The sequence below is a fragment of the Streptomyces sp. MZ04 genome, assembly GCF_004684775.1.
Lineage (GTDB): Bacteria > Actinomycetota > Actinomycetes > Streptomycetales > Streptomycetaceae > Streptomyces.
In genome coordinates, this window is sequence record NZ_SRIC01000064.1 from 1 (window position 1) to 14081 (window position 14081).

The 14081-nt window shown below is 70.6% G+C and carries 16 protein-coding genes; 10 read left to right on the forward strand and 6 right to left on the reverse strand.

The window, feature by feature from the left end; all coding sequences use genetic code 11:
• The 3 genes from E2651_RS16230 to E2651_RS16240 all read right to left on the reverse strand — a co-directional run.
• On the reverse strand, nt 1-616 hold a 616-nt coding region (locus E2651_RS16230; protein ID WP_135331850.1), incomplete at its 3' end, for a hypothetical protein.
• 72 nt (nt 617-688) lie between these two features.
• A complete protein-coding gene (locus tag E2651_RS16235; protein WP_135331851.1) occupies nt 689-1555 on the reverse strand; it encodes a hypothetical protein in 867 nt (288 codons plus the stop codon).
• A complete protein-coding gene (locus tag E2651_RS16240; protein ID WP_245238875.1) occupies nt 1548-2165 on the reverse strand; it encodes an RNA polymerase sigma factor in 618 nt (205 codons plus the stop codon). The genes E2651_RS16235 and E2651_RS16240 overlap by 8 nt, the downstream gene beginning before the upstream one ends.
• Before the next feature lie 149 nt (nt 2166-2314).
• Here E2651_RS16240 and trpS point away from each other — a divergent pair, with 149 nt between their 5' ends.
• The 3 genes from trpS (at nt 2315) to E2651_RS16255 (ending at nt 5246) form a co-directional block, all read left to right on the forward strand.
• Nucleotides 2315-3328, forward strand: coding sequence for a tryptophan--tRNA ligase (gene trpS, locus E2651_RS16245; RefSeq protein ID WP_135331852.1), 1014 nt, complete (start codon nt 2315-2317; stop codon nt 3326-3328).
• 74 nt (nt 3329-3402) lie between these two features.
• A complete protein-coding gene (locus tag E2651_RS16250) occupies nt 3403-3990 on the forward strand; it encodes a 2'-5' RNA ligase family protein (protein WP_135331853.1) in 588 nt (195 codons plus the stop codon).
• 38 nt (nt 3991-4028) lie between these two features.
• The gene (locus E2651_RS16255; protein ID WP_135331854.1) at nt 4029-5246 is read left to right on the forward strand and encodes a hypothetical protein; all 1218 of its coding nucleotides are present in this window, start codon (nt 4029-4031) and stop codon (nt 5244-5246) included.
• A 12-nt stretch (nt 5247-5258) separates the two neighbouring features.
• On the opposite strand, the gene E2651_RS16260 is transcribed toward E2651_RS16255, so the two are convergent.
• Together E2651_RS16260 and E2651_RS16265 are read right to left on the reverse strand one after the other, a co-directional pair.
• On the reverse strand, nt 5259-6014 hold the full coding sequence (locus E2651_RS16260; RefSeq protein WP_135331855.1) for a decaprenylphospho-beta-D-erythro-pentofuranosid-2-ulose 2-reductase: 756 nt from the start codon (nt 6012-6014) through the stop codon (nt 5259-5261).
• A 20-nt stretch (nt 6015-6034) separates the two neighbouring features.
• Nucleotides 6035-7414, reverse strand: coding sequence for an FAD-binding oxidoreductase (locus E2651_RS16265; protein WP_135331856.1), 1380 nt, complete (start codon nt 7412-7414; stop codon nt 6035-6037).
• A gap of 175 nt (nt 7415-7589) precedes the next feature.
• Here E2651_RS16265 and E2651_RS16270 point away from each other — a divergent pair, with 175 nt between their 5' ends.
• From E2651_RS16270 to E2651_RS16285, 4 genes are read left to right on the forward strand one after another with little or no spacing between them, the layout of a single operon-like run.
• A complete protein-coding gene (locus E2651_RS16270) occupies nt 7590-8111 on the forward strand; it encodes a phosphatase PAP2 family protein (RefSeq protein ID WP_135331857.1) in 522 nt (173 codons plus the stop codon).
• Complete coding sequence (locus E2651_RS16275; protein ID WP_135331858.1) at nt 8104-9057, forward strand: decaprenyl-phosphate phosphoribosyltransferase; 954 nt, start codon at nt 8104-8106, stop codon at nt 9055-9057. The genes E2651_RS16270 and E2651_RS16275 overlap by 8 nt, the downstream gene beginning before the upstream one ends.
• 35 nt (nt 9058-9092) lie before the next feature.
• The gene (locus E2651_RS16280) at nt 9093-9515 is read left to right on the forward strand and encodes a GtrA family protein (RefSeq protein WP_135331880.1); all 423 of its coding nucleotides are present in this window, start codon (nt 9093-9095) and stop codon (nt 9513-9515) included.
• Nucleotides 9503-10558: a YihY/virulence factor BrkB family protein gene (locus E2651_RS16285; protein ID WP_135331859.1), complete on the forward strand. Its 1056-nt coding sequence runs from the start codon at nt 9503-9505 to the stop codon at nt 10556-10558. The genes E2651_RS16280 and E2651_RS16285 overlap by 13 nt, the downstream gene beginning before the upstream one ends.
• Here E2651_RS16285 and E2651_RS16290 read toward each other — a convergent pair.
• The gene (locus E2651_RS16290) at nt 10506-11768 is read right to left on the reverse strand and encodes a D-alanyl-D-alanine carboxypeptidase (protein WP_245238877.1); all 1263 of its coding nucleotides are present in this window, start codon (nt 11766-11768) and stop codon (nt 10506-10508) included. The two genes, E2651_RS16285 and E2651_RS16290, sit on opposite strands and share 53 nt — an antisense overlap.
• 109 nt (nt 11769-11877) lie before the next feature.
• On the opposite strand from E2651_RS16290, the gene E2651_RS16295 reads away from it, so the two are divergent.
• The 3 genes from E2651_RS16295 to E2651_RS16305 all read left to right on the forward strand — a co-directional run bounded on the left by E2651_RS16295 (nt 11878) and on the right by E2651_RS16305 (nt 14031).
• On the forward strand, nt 11878-12117 hold the full coding sequence (locus E2651_RS16295; protein ID WP_135331861.1) for a hypothetical protein: 240 nt from the start codon (nt 11878-11880) through the stop codon (nt 12115-12117).
• A 2-nt stretch (nt 12118-12119) separates the two neighbouring features.
• A complete protein-coding gene (locus tag E2651_RS16300; RefSeq protein WP_135331862.1) occupies nt 12120-13442 on the forward strand; it encodes a metallophosphoesterase in 1323 nt (440 codons plus the stop codon).
• A gap of 169 nt (nt 13443-13611) precedes the next feature.
• A complete protein-coding gene (locus E2651_RS16305; protein WP_135331863.1) occupies nt 13612-14031 on the forward strand; it encodes an ATP-binding protein in 420 nt (139 codons plus the stop codon).
• Nucleotides 14032-14081: the final 50 nt, after the last annotated feature.

Sequence of the window (14081 nt, forward strand, 5' to 3'; positions counted from 1 at the left end):
GTATCGCCCACCACCAGTCCGTCCCCCCTTCGCCCGCCGAGCCGCCGGTCCGCCCGGAAGCCGCCTGCGCGGGCGGTGGGGTGGACGCGGGGGCAGGGGCTATCCCCGGGCGGCCTTCGTCCGACTTCTGGCCCATGACCCCGAGCTTCTTGAGCAGCCCCGTCAGACGAGCGGGCTCCTTCGCCCTGTGCCAGTACCCCGTCATGGAGTCGAGGTCGGTCGACGTGTGCACCCACACGTCCCTGGTGGTCTCCTTGGCCCCCTTCTTCGTGTCCTTGCCGGTGCCGGACGCCGCGGGATAGACCCGGTCCACCCGCCACGGCCGCACGTCATGGGCCATCCACGTCACATTGATCTGACGGCTGCCGTCCCCGACATCGAGCCCCGGCGGCCGCTCACGGCGCCCCATGTCCGCACGCGCCTCCCCGAGCCAGTGCTCGAGCCGGCCGTACTCCGCATCGGCGATCGTGAGCGCCGCGCTCTCCTCGCTCTCGGGCGAGACCAGCAGGACGCTCGTGGGCCCGCCTGCCACCGCCTGTGGTGCTCCGAGGACCACCAGCGCCAGCGCGGCCGCCAGCCCCGTCGCCGACCCGCACACTCCCCTTACCGTCCGCATGTCCGATCCCCCAGCCGCTCGCCGGCACGACCCGTCCGTGCCGCGTCACTTTTGGTACACCGCCCGAGCCCTTCAGGTTCCCGATCCGTCCGGACCGATCCGAACCGACGTCCCGACCGACTTCCCGATCTCCAGCGCCCGCTCCTTCGACGCCACGCCCTCGAGCCGCAGTGTCGTATCCGCCCCGTGCGTCCACAGCAGCGTCGGCCCCGCCGTCCGCTCGGACCGCTCCCACCGCTCGCCGTCGCCCTCCACCATCCAGAACGTGAGCCGATGGGGCCGCGGGAACCACAGCCCCGTCCCACGGCCCACCTGGACCCAGTCCGGCGGCACCCGCACCGTCTTGGCGAAGCCGGGGTCGAGGCGGGCGCTGAACTCGTCAAGCCGTATCGTCCGGCCGTCGTCGCGCCAGCACAGGCTGACCAGGACGCGTGCCCCCGGCTCGAGCGTCACCGCCACCGCGTCCGGTGCGCCGAGCACGGCCGGAACCACGGGCGCGAACCCGGCCCGGCGCTCGGCCTCGGTCAAGGTCATCGCACCGCCGCACCCCGGCACGCCCGCCCCCGTCGGCGGGGCCGCCGACGGGTCGTACCGCACCTCGACCCCGCCGAAGTCGAACCACTCGAAGACCGCCGCCGGCACCGGCGGTGTCAGCACCGCCGCCGTCAGGAGCCCGCACAGTGCCGCCGTCAAGATCCGCCACCGCGCCCGCAGCCACCGCCGCAGCCGGTCCAGGCGCCCCGGAGGCTCGGCCACCGGGACCGGCACCGATTCCGCGATGATCTGCGCGATGACCCGCTCGGCCATCGACGAGCCGCCGGCCCCCGCCCTGTCGAGGGATCGGCCGAGCTCCCGCAGTTCCTCAGGAAGCCGACGGGCCCGCGACCCGGCCTGCTCGTCCCTCTCATCCCGCTCATCGTGCTCATCCCGCTCACTCATGCCCGTCACCTCCTTCCGGCCCTTCCGGTGCCTGCGGCAACAGCCGCTCCAGCTTCCGCAGCGCGCGGTTCAGCCGGGATTTGACCGTGCCCCGCGGCCAGCCCAGCGCCTCGGCCGTCTCCGCCTCGTCCATCTCCAGGAGATAGCGGTAGGTGACGGCCAGGCGGTGCTCCTCGCTCAGCCGCTCGAGCGCGGCGAGCAGCGCCGCCCGGCGCTCCACCTCCAGCGCCGCGACCGCGGGGTCCGCCGATTCCGGTATCAGCGGCTCCGCCTCCGCCAGCGCGGCCTCCCGTCCGACGAGCGAGCGCTGCCGGACGGCTGAACGCACTGTGTTCCTCGTCTCATTGGCGACGATCGAAAGGAGCCACGGCTTGAACGCCGAGCCCTCCCTGAACCGCCCCAAGGAGCAGTACGCCTTGAAGAAGGCCTGCTGCACCACGTCTTCCGCGTCCGCTCCCGCCCCGAGAGCCACGGCCGCCCTGAGCGCGAGCCCGGTGAAGGCGCGCACCAACTCCGCGTACGCCTCCGCCTCCCCGGCGCGCACACGCGCGATCACCGCACCCTCGTCGACGACGCGGCCCCCCTCCAGGACCTCCCCCTGTGCCCTCACACTCTTGATACACCGGCCGGACCAGATCGGTTCCGCATGCGCGACGGCCAGATCGAAGCGACAGACGCAAGCGGCGCATCACACGATCGCGGCACACCCGTCACACGTCTGTTTCCGAGCAATCAGAGACACCTGAGAGAATGAGCCCCATGGCCTCTGACAGTCCTCGCGTGCTCTCCGGAATCCAGCCCACCGCGGGCTCGTTCCATCTCGGCAACTACCTCGGCGCGGTCCGCCAGTGGGTGGCGCTGCAGGAGTCCCACGACGCCTTCTACATGGTGGTGGACCTGCACGCGATCACGATGCCGCAGGACCCGGCCGAGCTGCGTGCCAACACCCGCCTCGCCGCCGCCCAGCTGCTTGCCGCGGGACTCGACCCCGAGCGCTGCACCCTCTTCGTCCAGAGCCATGTCCCCGAGCACGCGCAGCTCGCCTGGATCATGAACTGCCTCACCGGTTTCGGCGAGGCCTCGCGCATGACGCAGTTCAAGGACAAGTCCGCCAAGCAGGGCGCGGAGCGCGCCTCCGTGGGCCTCTTCACGTATCCGGTCCTGCAGGTCGCGGACATCCTGCTCTACCAGGCCAACCAGGTCCCGGTCGGCGAGGACCAGCGCCAGCACATCGAGCTCACCCGTGACCTGGCCGAGCGCTTCAACGGCCGCTTCGGGGAGACGTTCACCGTTCCGGCGGCGTACATCCTCAAGGAGACGGCGAAGATCTACGACCTTCAGGACCCGTCGATCAAGATGAGCAAGTCGGCGTCCACTCCCAAGGGCCTGATCAACCTCCTCGACGAGCCCAAGGTCACCGCCAAGAAGGTCAAGAGCGCGGTCACCGACACGGACACGGTTGTGCGGTACGACACCGAGAACAAGCCCGGTGTCAGCAACCTCCTCACCATCTACTCGACGCTCACCGGCACCGGAATTCCGGAACTGGAGCAGAAGTACGTCGGCAAGGGCTACGGTGCGCTGAAGACCGACCTCGCCGAGGTCATGGTCGAGTTCGTGACCCCCTTCCGGGACCGCACCCAGGCGTACCTGGACGACCCGGAGACGCTGGACTCGATCCTGGCCAAGGGCGCGGAGAAGGCGCGTGCCGTGGCCGCGGAGACCCTCGCCCAGGCGTACGACAAGGTGGGCTTCCTGCCCGCCAAGCACTGAGCCACACCACCCCCCTGTACCGAGCCAGGTACAGCAGCGCCCTCTGCCCGCCACCCGACCGACAGGAGTACGACGTGGGGACCGTAACGATCGGTGTGTCGATCGCGGTTCCGGAGCCACACGGCAGCCTGCTCCAGGAGCGGCGCGCGGGCTTCGGGGACCCCGCGGCGCACGGCATTCCCACCCACGTCACATTGCTCCCGCCGACCGAGGTGGACGCCTCGGCGCTGCCCGCTGTCGAGGCGCACCTGGTGGCCGTCGCGGCCGCCGGGCGCCCCTTCCCGATGCGGCTCTCCGGGACGGGTACGTTCCGTCCGCTGTCGCCCGTCGTCTTCATCCAGGTGGTGGCGGGCGGCTCGGCCTGCGGCTGGCTCCAGGAGCGGGTCAGGGACGCCTCCGGGCCCATCGAGCGCGAGCTGCACTTCCCGTACCACCCGCACGTCACGGTGGCGCACGGCATCTCCGAAGAGGCCATGGACCGGGCCTACGAGGAGCTCGCGGACTACGAGGCCGCGTGGCCCTGCACCGGATTCGCGCTCTACGAGCAGGGCGCCGACGGAGTGTGGCGCAAGCTGCGCGAGTTCTCCTTCGGAGGGGGCGGCCCGGTCGTGCCTCCGCAGGCCGCGGCCCCGGCCGCGCACGGTACGCTGCCCGCTCGCTGATCGGCTGGAGGGCCGGCCGCCGAGCTGGGGGACCCGCCATGCGCCGCACCACGATCTTCGTCCTGACGGCCGCCTTCGTGGTGACCGGATGCGGCACGGACACACCCGGCGGCAAGAACCTCGGCAAGGAGAGCGGCCCTTCCGCGAGCTCCTCCGGAGGCAGGCTCTCCTGGACGTACGACCTCATCGGTGAGAAGTCCGGTGCGCTGACGGACATGGCCGCCATGGCGCCCGACGACATCTGGGCGATGGGCTCGGACACTCCGGCGGACCAGGCCTCCGACGACGGACCCACGGCCGACGAGCAGTATCTGCTGCACTACGACGGCAAGGAGTGGAAGCGGCGGCCGATGCCTCTCTCCGGAGACGTCGTCGTGTCCCGGATGGAGTCCCTGGGGTCGGCGGGCATCTGGCTGAACACCATGGAGTACACCATGACGGCCCCGGAGAACCCGCGGTACGCCCTCTGGGACGGCGAGCGCTGGGGCCCGGTCAAGGAGGGCCCCACCGGAGCGATCACCGACGTCGAGGTCATCGCACCCGACGACGTATGGGTCCTCGAAGGTGACGGAGACGTCACCCACTGGGACGGCGCGCGGTGGACGCCGACGCCCATGCCCGCCGAGGTCGCCGACCTGTCCGGCACCTCCGGGGACGACGTCTGGGCGGTCGGCCACCGTGAGAGCGGTCCTGGCACCGGAGAGGGCGTGGAGGAGTCGCAGCCCGCCGCGATGCACTTCGACGGGACCGCCTGGAAGCTCGTCGAGACCCCGACGTACAGCTATCCCGACCCCGTTCCGGCCAAGGCGAGGGCCGATCTCCTGAAGGTCAACGCGCTCTCCAAGGAGTACGCCTACACGTCGGGCCACCACTCCTATGCGGCCTTCAACACGGAAGACCACCCGGAGCCGCCCGCCAAGGGCATCGGACTTGTCTGGGACGGCAGCCGCTGGGCGGAGGGCAACCTCAACTTCCAGGGAGCGTGCCCCAGTGTGCAGCCGCTGGCCCGCGACGGCGACGACGGCCTCTTCCTGGAGCACAATTGGCATGTCACCCAGGACGGCACCTGCACCAGGATCAAGACACCGCGCCTGCCGAACACGGGCGGCGTGACCCGCCAGTCCCAGCAGAAGTTCTGGCCGAAGAGCATCGTCCCGGTGCCGGGTACGGACACCGTCCTCGCCGTGGGCCACGTCCAGGTCAACCAGACCGGCAACCCCTTGTCGAAGGCGGTCGTCGTCAGCCTGGAGCGCTGATCACGCGGGACCTCACACCGGCAGCCGCCGGAACACCGTCCGCGGCACGTGCCGCAGCGCCGACATGACCACCCGCAGCGCCCCGGGCACCCACACCGTCTCCGAGCGCCTGCGCAGACCCGTCTCGATGGCTTCGGCGACCGCCTCCGGAGTGGTCGCCATCGGGGCCTCCTCGAGGCCCGCCGTCATCTTCGAACGTACGAAGCCGGGGCGTACGACCATCACGTGCACGCCCGTTCCGTGCAGCGCGTCGCCCAGGCCCTGGGCGAAGGCGTCGAGGCCCGCCTTGCTCGAGCCGTAGATGAAGTTGGAGCGCCGCGCCCGCTCGCCCGCCACGGACGAGAGGACCACCAGGGAGCCGTGCCCCTGCGACTGCAGCGCCCGTGCGCACACCAGGCCCGCCGAGACCGCCCCGGTGTAGTTGGTCTGCGCGACACGCACCGCCGACAGCGGCTCGTCCTCGTCGCGCGCCTGGTCGCCGAGGATGCCGAACGCGAGCAGGACCATGTCGATGTCGCCCTCGGCGAAGATCTTGCCGAGGGTGTTCTCGTGGGACTCGGAGTCGAGCGCGTCGAAGGCGACGGTGCGGACGTCCGCGCCCATGTCGCGCAGGCCCGCAGCGGCCTTCTCCAGGCCCGGGGACGGCCTTCCCGCGAGCCACACCGTGCGGGTGCGCCGCGCGACCAGACGGCGGGCGGTGGCGAGGCCGATCTCGGAGGTGCCGCCGAGCACGAGCAGCGACTGGGGGGTGCCGAAAGCGTCCTTCATGGGACCAACTCCTGGAGGTACTAGAGGGCGAGGCGGCGCGAGAGGTCCGAGCGGAACAGGCCGCGCGGGTCGAGATCGGCCCGCAGCGCGCGGAAGTCGTCGAGCCGGGGATACATCGCGGCGAGCATCTCGGGCCGCAGGCGGGAATCCTTGGCCAGGTAGACGCGGCCTTCGGAGGTGGCTACTTCCTCGTCGAGATCGTCGAGGAAGGCGCCGAGGCCCGGCAGGTTCGCCGGGATGTCCAGGGCCAGCGTCCAGCCGGGCATCGGGAAGGAGAGCCAGCCCGGATCGCCCTCTCCGAAGCGCTTCAGTACGGCGAGGAAGGACGGGCAGCCGCGCTCCGAGATGCGCCGCACGATGCGCCGCAGGGCTTCTTCCTTGCCGTATCCGACGACGAATTGGTACTGCACGAAACCGCTGCGTCCGTAGACGCGGTTCCAGTGCGGGACGCCGTCCAAGGGGTGGAAGAACGTGGAGATCTTCTGCAGTTCGCCCGTCCGGGAGCGGGGCGCCTTGCGGTACCAGAGCTCGTTGAACAGGCCCACCGACTTCCGGCCGAGGAGCCCTTCGGGCAGGAAGCGCGGGGCGGGCGGCAGTTGGCCCGGGCGGAACGTCAGCGGGGCTCTACGCGCGCGTGCCGGAAGGGCCTCCAGGGGGGCGTGGTCGCCGCGCGTGAGCACCGAGCGGCCCATCGCCTTCCCGCGCGCGAGGAGGTCGATCCAGGCGACCGAGTAGCGGTAGCGGTGGTCGGTGGCGGTGAGGCGGGCCATCAAGTCGTCCAGGTCGGCGGCGCGTTCCGTGTCCACCGTCATCAAGGAGGTCTCGACCGGCTGCAGTTGGAGGGTCGCCGCGAGGATCACGCCGGTCAGGCCCATGCCGCCCGCCGTCGCGTCGAACAGGGCGGTGCCGCGCTCGAAGGACCGCACCGTGCCGTCGGCGGTGAGCAGCTCGACGGCGTTGACATGGCGCGAGAACGAACCGGAGCCGTGGTGGTTCTTGCCGTGGATGTCCGCGCCGATCGCGCCGCCGACCGTCACGTACCGGGTCCCCGGGGTCACCGGCACGAACCAGCCGAGCGGGAGCAGGACTTCCATCAGGCGGTGCAGTGAGACGCCGGCGTCGCACAGGACGGTGCCCGCGTCGGCGTCGATGGCGTGCACGCGGTCCATGCCGGTCATGTCGATGACCGCGCCGCCCGCGTTCTGCGCGGCGTCCCCGTAGGCCCGTCCCAGGCCCCTGGCGATGCCGCCGCGCTCCCCGCACGCGCGGAGGGCCGCGACGGCCTCCTCGGGCGAACGGGGGCGGATCAGCCGGGCGGTGGTGGGGGCGGTGCGCCCCCAGCCGGACACGGACACAGCCTCGGACGTCGTCACGGAAGCGGATGCGGAGTCGGCAGGCATGGGAGCGACCGTATCGCCCGTGCATGGGTAGTTTGTCCTGAATCGTCTGAGCTCTCACCGAAATGGGTGATTGATGGAGTGTCGTCCGATATTGACGTAAATATTGAGAGGTCGACTAGAAGAGTCGGGAGGCGAGGTTCCCGGAGTCCCTGAAGTCCCCGGAAAAGGAGGCCACATGCACGACATGGACCATCGGCTGCTGTCGGCCCTGCGCGACTGCGGCTCCGACACGCGCGTGGCCGCCGCCGCGCGCGCTCTCTCCTGGACCGGCGAGCACGGCGCCCTCTGGCTCGTCGCGGGCCTCGCGGGCGCCGCCGTCGACCGCGAGCGACGCGGCGCGTGGCTGCGCGGCACGGCGCTCACCGCGGCGGCACACCTGGCCAGCATGGGCGTCAAACGCGTCGTACGGCGCCCGCGGCCCGGCGCGGACACGGGAGTGGCGCCCCTCGTCAGGACCGCGGGACGGCACTCCTTCCCCAGCTCGCACGCCACTTCGGCCGCCGCCGCGACCGTCGCGTACGGCGCGCTGAGCCCCGTGGGCGCCCGATTCGTGCCGCCGGTCGCCGCCGCGATGTGCGTCTCCCGGATGGTCGTCGGCGTCCACTACCCGAGCGACGTGGCCGCGGGAGCGGCCCTCGGCGCCCTCACCGCGCGCGTGGGCGCCGCCTGGATGAACGGGGGCCGCAGCGATGCCTGAACGCGCCGCCCTGCTCGAACGCCCCGGCCCGCCCCAGCCGTCGGGCCCCCGACCGCTCACCCTGCCGCTCGGCCTCCTGAAGACCGCGCGCCCCCGCCAGTGGGTGAAGAACGTCCTGGTCGTCGCGGCCCCCGCCGCGGCGGGCGAACTCTTCTCGCGCCACTCGCTCAGCCAACTCGCCATCGTCTTCGTGCTGTTCACGGCCGCCGCGTCCGCCGTCTACCTCATCAACGACGCACGCGACGCCGACGCCGACCGCGCCCACCCCACCAAGTGCCGCAGACCGGTCGCGGCCGGGCAGGTCCCGGTACCCGTCGCCTACGCGGTCGGGGGACTGCTCGCCGTCCTCGCGCCCACGACCGCCGCCGCGCTCTGCACACCGCTGACCGCTGTGCTGCTCGCCGCCTACGTAGTGATGCAACTCGCCTACTGCGTCAGCCTCAAGCACGTGCTCGTCGTCGATCTCGCCGTCGTCACCACGGGCTTCCTGATGCGCGCCATGATCGGCGGGCTCGCCCTCGGCATCCCGCTCTCGCGCTGGTTCCTCATCACCACCGGCTTCGGCGCGCTCTTCATGGTCTCCGCCAAGCGCTACTCCGAAGCCGTCCAGATGTCCGCGAGCGCCGAGAAACTGGGCGCCACGCGCGCGTTGCTCACCGAATACACCACCGGGTACCTGCGCTTCGTGTGGCAGCTGGCCGCCGGGGTCGCCGTCCTCGCCTACTGCCTGTGGGCCATGGAGAGCGGCGGCACCGCCAACGGCAGCCTGCTGCCCTGGCGGCAGCTGTCGATGGCCGCCTTCGTCCTCGCGGTCCTGCGGTACGCCGTGTTCGCCGACCGGGGCACCGCGGGCGAGCCCGAGGACGTCGTCCTGCGCGACCGGGCGCTCGCCGTCATCGGCGTGGTGTGGCTGGCGATGTACGGACTCGCGGTCGCCGACTGGTGAGCGTGGTGAGCGCACTCAGGGAGCGGCTGCGGGCCATGGGCCCCGAACTGCTCGGCTTCGCCGCCGCCGGGATCTGCGCGTACGCCGCCGACCTCGGCCTCTTCATCTGGCTGCGCGGCCCCGTCGGCCTGGACCCGCTGACCGCCAAGGCGCTGTCCTTCGTGGCCGGTTGCACCGTCGCGTACGCGGGCAACGCGCTCGGCACCTACCGGCGCGAGCAGGCCCGGGTGTCGCGCCTGCGCCAGTACGGGATCTTCTTCGCCGTCAACATCGCGGGCGCCGTCGTGCAGTTGCTGTGCATCGCGGTGTCCCACTACGGCCTCGGCCTCACCTCGCAGCGCGCGGACACCGTCTCCGGAGCCGGAATCGGTATGGCGCTCGCCACTGTTCTGCGTTTTTGGGGTACCCGGACCTTGGTCTTCCGCACAGCGGGCAGGGAGGCGTCATGGACTGGCTGAAAAAGCTCCCCGGAATCGGGCCCCTGGTGGAGCGCGCGATGCGCACGCGCGCGTGGAGCGCGTACGAGCGGCTCGACCGCGTGCACTGGACCCGGCTCGCCGCCGCCATGACGTTCATCAGCTTCCTCGCGCTCTTCCCGCTGATCACGGTCGCCGCCGCGATCGCCGCCGCGACGCTCTCCAGCAGCCGGCAGCGGGAGCTCGAGGACAAGATCGCCGAGCAGGTCCCCGGCATCTCCGACCAGCTGAACCTGAACGCCCTGGTCGACAACGCGGGCACCATCGGACTCGTCGCGGGCGCCGTCCTGCTCTTCACCGGCATCGGCTGGGTCGGCTCGATAAGGGAGTGCCTGCGGGCCGTCTGGGAGCTGGAGGACGCGGACGAGAACCCCGTCCTGCGCAAGCTCAAGGACACCGGGGTGCTCATCGGCCTCGGTGGCGCCGGGCTCGCCTCCGTCGCCGCCTCCACCCTCGCGTCGACCGCCCTCGGCTGGAGCGCCGACCTCCTGGGCGTCTCCCGGGACGGCTGGGGCGGTGTGCTGCTCCAGGGGGTCGCGTTCGCCGTCGCCGTCCTCGCGGACTTCCTGCTCCTGCTGTACGTCCTGACGCTGCTGCCCGGCGTCCAGCCGCCGCGCCGGCTGCTGATCATCGCGGCGCTGATGGGCGCCGCCGGGTTCGAACTGCTCAAGCTGCTGCTCGGCGGCTACATGAAGGGCGTCGCCGCGCGGAGCATGTACGGCGCCTTCGGAGTGCCCGTCGCCCTGCTCCTGTGGATCAACTTCACCGCGAAACTCCTGCTGTTCTGCGCCGCCTGGACGGCGACAGAGCAGCCGGAACGTACACAGGAAGAGCAGGAAGAGCAGGAAGAGCAGGAAGAGCTAGAGCAGGAAGAGCGAGAAGAAGACGGCCAGGACGACGAGGCTTCCCCCGAAGACATCGAAGACATCGAAGACATCGAAGACATCGAAGACATCGAAGACGTCGAAGACGTCAGTGACGGTCCTTCCGGCGCACCAGGTCCGGCAGCGGCAGCCGGCGGCTGATCACGAACCACCCGGCGGCCAGAAGCACCAGCACACCGCCCACGACGCCGAGCGCGACGCCGACGCCGCCGCCCGAGTCCTTCTCGGAGGCGTGCGCCACGTTCTTGGCCGAATCCGACTTGCCCTTGCCCGCGCCCGGAGCGCCCTTGCCGCTGCCCGTGGCGGCACCCTTCGGGGGGACCAGCTCGCCCACCGGGTCGACCTTGCCCGAGGCCTGGAAGCCCCAGTCCAGAAGGCGTTCCGTCTCCTTGTAGACGGCGTGCTGCTCCCCGGAGTCAGGGTTCATGACGGTGACGAGCAGCACCTTGCCGTCGCGCTCGGCGACGCCGGTGAAGGTGGTGCCGGCGTTCGTGGTGCTGCCGTTCTTGACGCCCGCGATGCCCTTGTAGGGATCGAGACCGACGTCTCCTGTAAGGAGTCGGTTGGTGTTCTGGATCTCGAAGGAATCGCGCTTCTTCTTGCCCTTGTCCTTGCCCTTCGTGACCTTCTTGGTCTCGCCGGGGAACTTGGCGGTGGCCGTCGAGCAGTACTCGCGGAAGTCCTTCTTCTGCAGCCCGGAGCGGGCGAACAGCGTCAGGTCGTACGCGGAGGAGACCTGCTTGTTCGCGTCGTAGCCGTCCGGACTGACCACGTTGGTGTCCAGGGCCTGCAGTTCCTCGGCGTGGGCCTGCATGTCCTTGACGGTCTGCGCGACGCCGCCGTTCATCGCCGACAGCACGTGCACCGCGTCGTTGCCCGACCGCAGGAAGACGCCGAGCCACAGGTCGTGGACCGTGTACGTCTCGTCCTCCTTGACGCCGACCATGCTGCTGCCCGCGCCGATGCCCGCCAGGTCGGAGAGCTCGACCTTGTGCTTCTGCGTCTTGGGGAACTTCGGCAGGACCGTGTCCGCGAAGAGCATCTTCAGGGTGCTCGCCGGGGGCAGCTTCCAGTGCGCGTTGTGCGACGCGAGCACGTCACCCGACTCGGCGTCCGAGACGATCCAGGAGCGTGCCGACAGGTCCTTGGGGAGCACGGGCGCGCCCGCCTTGAGGCTCACCTGGGTGCCTGCCTCGCCGAGCTTGGCGCCGCCGACCGTCGACATGGAGGAGGGCGGTTTCGGCTTCTTGTCGTCTCCCGGCTTGCCGTCCGCCAGTGCGGGCGCTGCGGTCGAAAAGGTCAACAATGCGGCGGAAGTGACCAACAAGGCGGTCTTTTTTACGGCAGGCACGGACGAGAACGTACAGGGCGCCGCTGTGGAAGTCGCCGCCGAGGTGGCCAGTGTGTCGCGCTCCTGACCCCGGAGGCGGTGCGGAAGGGAGGCTCGCGATACTGAACGTATGAAGCTCAGCCGCCCGGTCTCCTGGTTCCTGCTCGCCTTCGGCGTGTGGAGCTGGTTCATCTGGATCACTTTCGTCAAGAACCTGTGGAAGGACGGCAGCGGGCTCGCCTTCGACGACGGCGACCCGACCGCGTACTTCTGGGTCCACCTGACGCTCGCCGTCGCCTCCTTTGTCTTGGGGACGGTGGTAGGGACCATCGGGTTGCGTGGAGTGCGGGCTCTGCGCCGTACGTCATAGCAGTGATCGTTCTCTTCGTGCTCATCGGCGTCGCCGTGCTCGCGGCCTTCGCCGGGCTGCAGTGGTACGCGTGGCGCCGCCTTGTGCGGGACACGACGGCGCGGCCCGGGTTCGTGCGGCGGGCCGGGGTGGTGGTCTTCGTGGCGGGGCCGCTGCTGATGTTCGCGGCGGTCGGCAGCGAGCGGGCCGGTGCGCCGTTCTGGCTGCAGAAGGTGCTCGCCTGGCCGGGCTTCATGTGGATGGCCCTGTCGATCTACCTGGTGCTCGCACTGCTCGCGGGGGAGCTCGTACGCCCTGTCCTGCTGAGGCTGCTGCCGGAGCGACGTTCGCAGACGACTCCTACGGAGAGGTCGCCTTCGGAAGCCACTCCCACGGAGACGTCGCTTTCGGAGGCCACTCCTACGGAGGACCCGGCTTCGGCTGATGACGCCCCCGTCGCCTCCGTCGCCTCCGTCGCCGCCGAGGAAGCGCCGCGGAAACCGGCCACTCCCGCTCCCACTCCCTCGCGCCGCCTCTTCGTCTCCCGGATCGTCGGCGGGACCGCCGCAGCCTTCGCCGTCGGAACGGTGGGCTACGGGACGTACGGCGTGCTGCGCGGCCCTCGCGTGAAGCGCGTCACCGTGCCGCTGGCCAGGCTGCCGCGCGGGGCGCACGGGTTCCGGATCGCCGTGGTCAGCGACATCCACCTGGGGCCGATCCTCGGACGCGGCTTCACCCAGCGCGTGGTCGACACGATCAACGGCACGCAGCCCGACCTCATCGCCGTCGTCGGTGACCTCGTCGACGGCGATGTCGAGAACCTCGGACCCGCGGCGGCGCCGCTCGCACAGCTCCGGGCCCGGCACGGGAGTTACTTCGTCACCGGCAACCACGAGTACTTCTCCGGAGCGGAGCAGTGGGTCGATCACGTACGCGAACTCGGCCTGCACCCACTGGAGAACGCGCGCACCGAACTGCCCGCGTTCGACCTCGCGGGCGTGGACGACGTGGCGGGCGAGAGCGAGGGGCACGGGCCCGACTTCGCCAAGGCGCTGGGCGACCGTGACCGGTCACGGGCGTCCGTGCTCCTCGCCCATCAGCCGGTCGTCATCCACGACGCGGTCAAGCACGGCGTCGACCTCCAGCTCTCCGGGCACACCCACGGCGGACAGCTCTGGCCAGGCAATTTCATCGCCGACCTGGCCAATCCGACGCTTGCCGGACTTGAGCGGTACGGCGACACCCAGCTGTACGTGACGCGGGGCGCCGGCGCGTGGGGGCCGCCTGTGCGGGTCGGGGCGCCGTCCGACATCACGGTCGTGGAACTGGCCTCCCGCCAGGCGTAATCGGCTGTTGGTTCGATTCGGATCCCTTTGGTTCGGACTTGGCCGGATACTGCGGGGTCGCACGGTGACGGTGTGACACCGGGCACTTCCTCTGCGCAGCATCTGATGTCGGAAGTGTGTACGGTTCTCGGCGCTTTGGTGTGCTCGAGGCTGACGGGGGGACCGAAGTTTGTTACGACGTCACGCGTTCCGGCTGCCACCGCATCCGGCGTCCGTCGCGCTCGCTCGCATTCGCGTTCGCGATCATTTGACGGCCTGGGGGCATACGGAGAAGAGCGTGGCGCGCCATGACGTCGTACTCCTGGTGTCGGAACTCGCGACGAACGCGGTCTGTCACGGCCTGGTCCTAGAGCGGGAGTTCGAGGTGGCGGTCACGGTGCTCGCCGACGGCGACTGCTTCATCGAGGTCTCCGACGAAAGCCCTCTGGGCCCGGAGCTACGGGGCTCGGGCTCCTGGGAGGACGAGAACGGCCGGGGCCTGAGGCTCCTTGACGCCCTGGCCGACGCGTGGGGCGTCTGGCAGCGGGGGAGACACGGCAAGACGGTGTGGGCGCTCGTGCGGGGCACGGGCGATACGGGGTGGGCCTGATGGCGGGCGGGTAGCCACCGCGTACTGGCCGCCACCGCGTACTGGCCGCC

Coding starts and splice junctions, on each gene's coding strand:
- trpS (WP_135331852.1), top strand. CDS start 2,315: ATGGCCTCTGACAGTCCTCGCGTGCTCTCCGGAATCCAGCCCACCGCG.
- E2651_RS16255 (WP_135331854.1), top strand. CDS start 4,029: ATGCGCCGCACCACGATCTTCGTCCTGACGGCCGCCTTCGTGGTGACC.
- E2651_RS16260 (WP_135331855.1), bottom strand. CDS start 6,014: ATGAAGGACGCTTTCGGCACCCCCCAGTCGCTGCTCGTGCTCGGCGGC.
- E2651_RS16280 (WP_135331880.1), top strand. CDS start 9,093: ATGGGCCCCGAACTGCTCGGCTTCGCCGCCGCCGGGATCTGCGCGTAC.
- E2651_RS16295 (WP_135331861.1), top strand. CDS start 11,878: ATGAAGCTCAGCCGCCCGGTCTCCTGGTTCCTGCTCGCCTTCGGCGTG.
- E2651_RS16275 (WP_135331858.1), top strand. CDS start 8,104: ATGCCTGAACGCGCCGCCCTGCTCGAACGCCCCGGCCCGCCCCAGCCG.
- E2651_RS16235 (WP_135331851.1), bottom strand. CDS start 1,555: ATGAGTGAGCGGGATGAGCACGATGAGCGGGATGAGAGGGACGAGCAG.
- E2651_RS16270 (WP_135331857.1), top strand. CDS start 7,590: ATGCACGACATGGACCATCGGCTGCTGTCGGCCCTGCGCGACTGCGGC.
- E2651_RS16265 (WP_135331856.1), bottom strand. CDS start 7,414: ATGCCTGCCGACTCCGCATCCGCTTCCGTGACGACGTCCGAGGCTGTG.
- E2651_RS16285 (WP_135331859.1), top strand. CDS start 9,503: ATGGACTGGCTGAAAAAGCTCCCCGGAATCGGGCCCCTGGTGGAGCGC.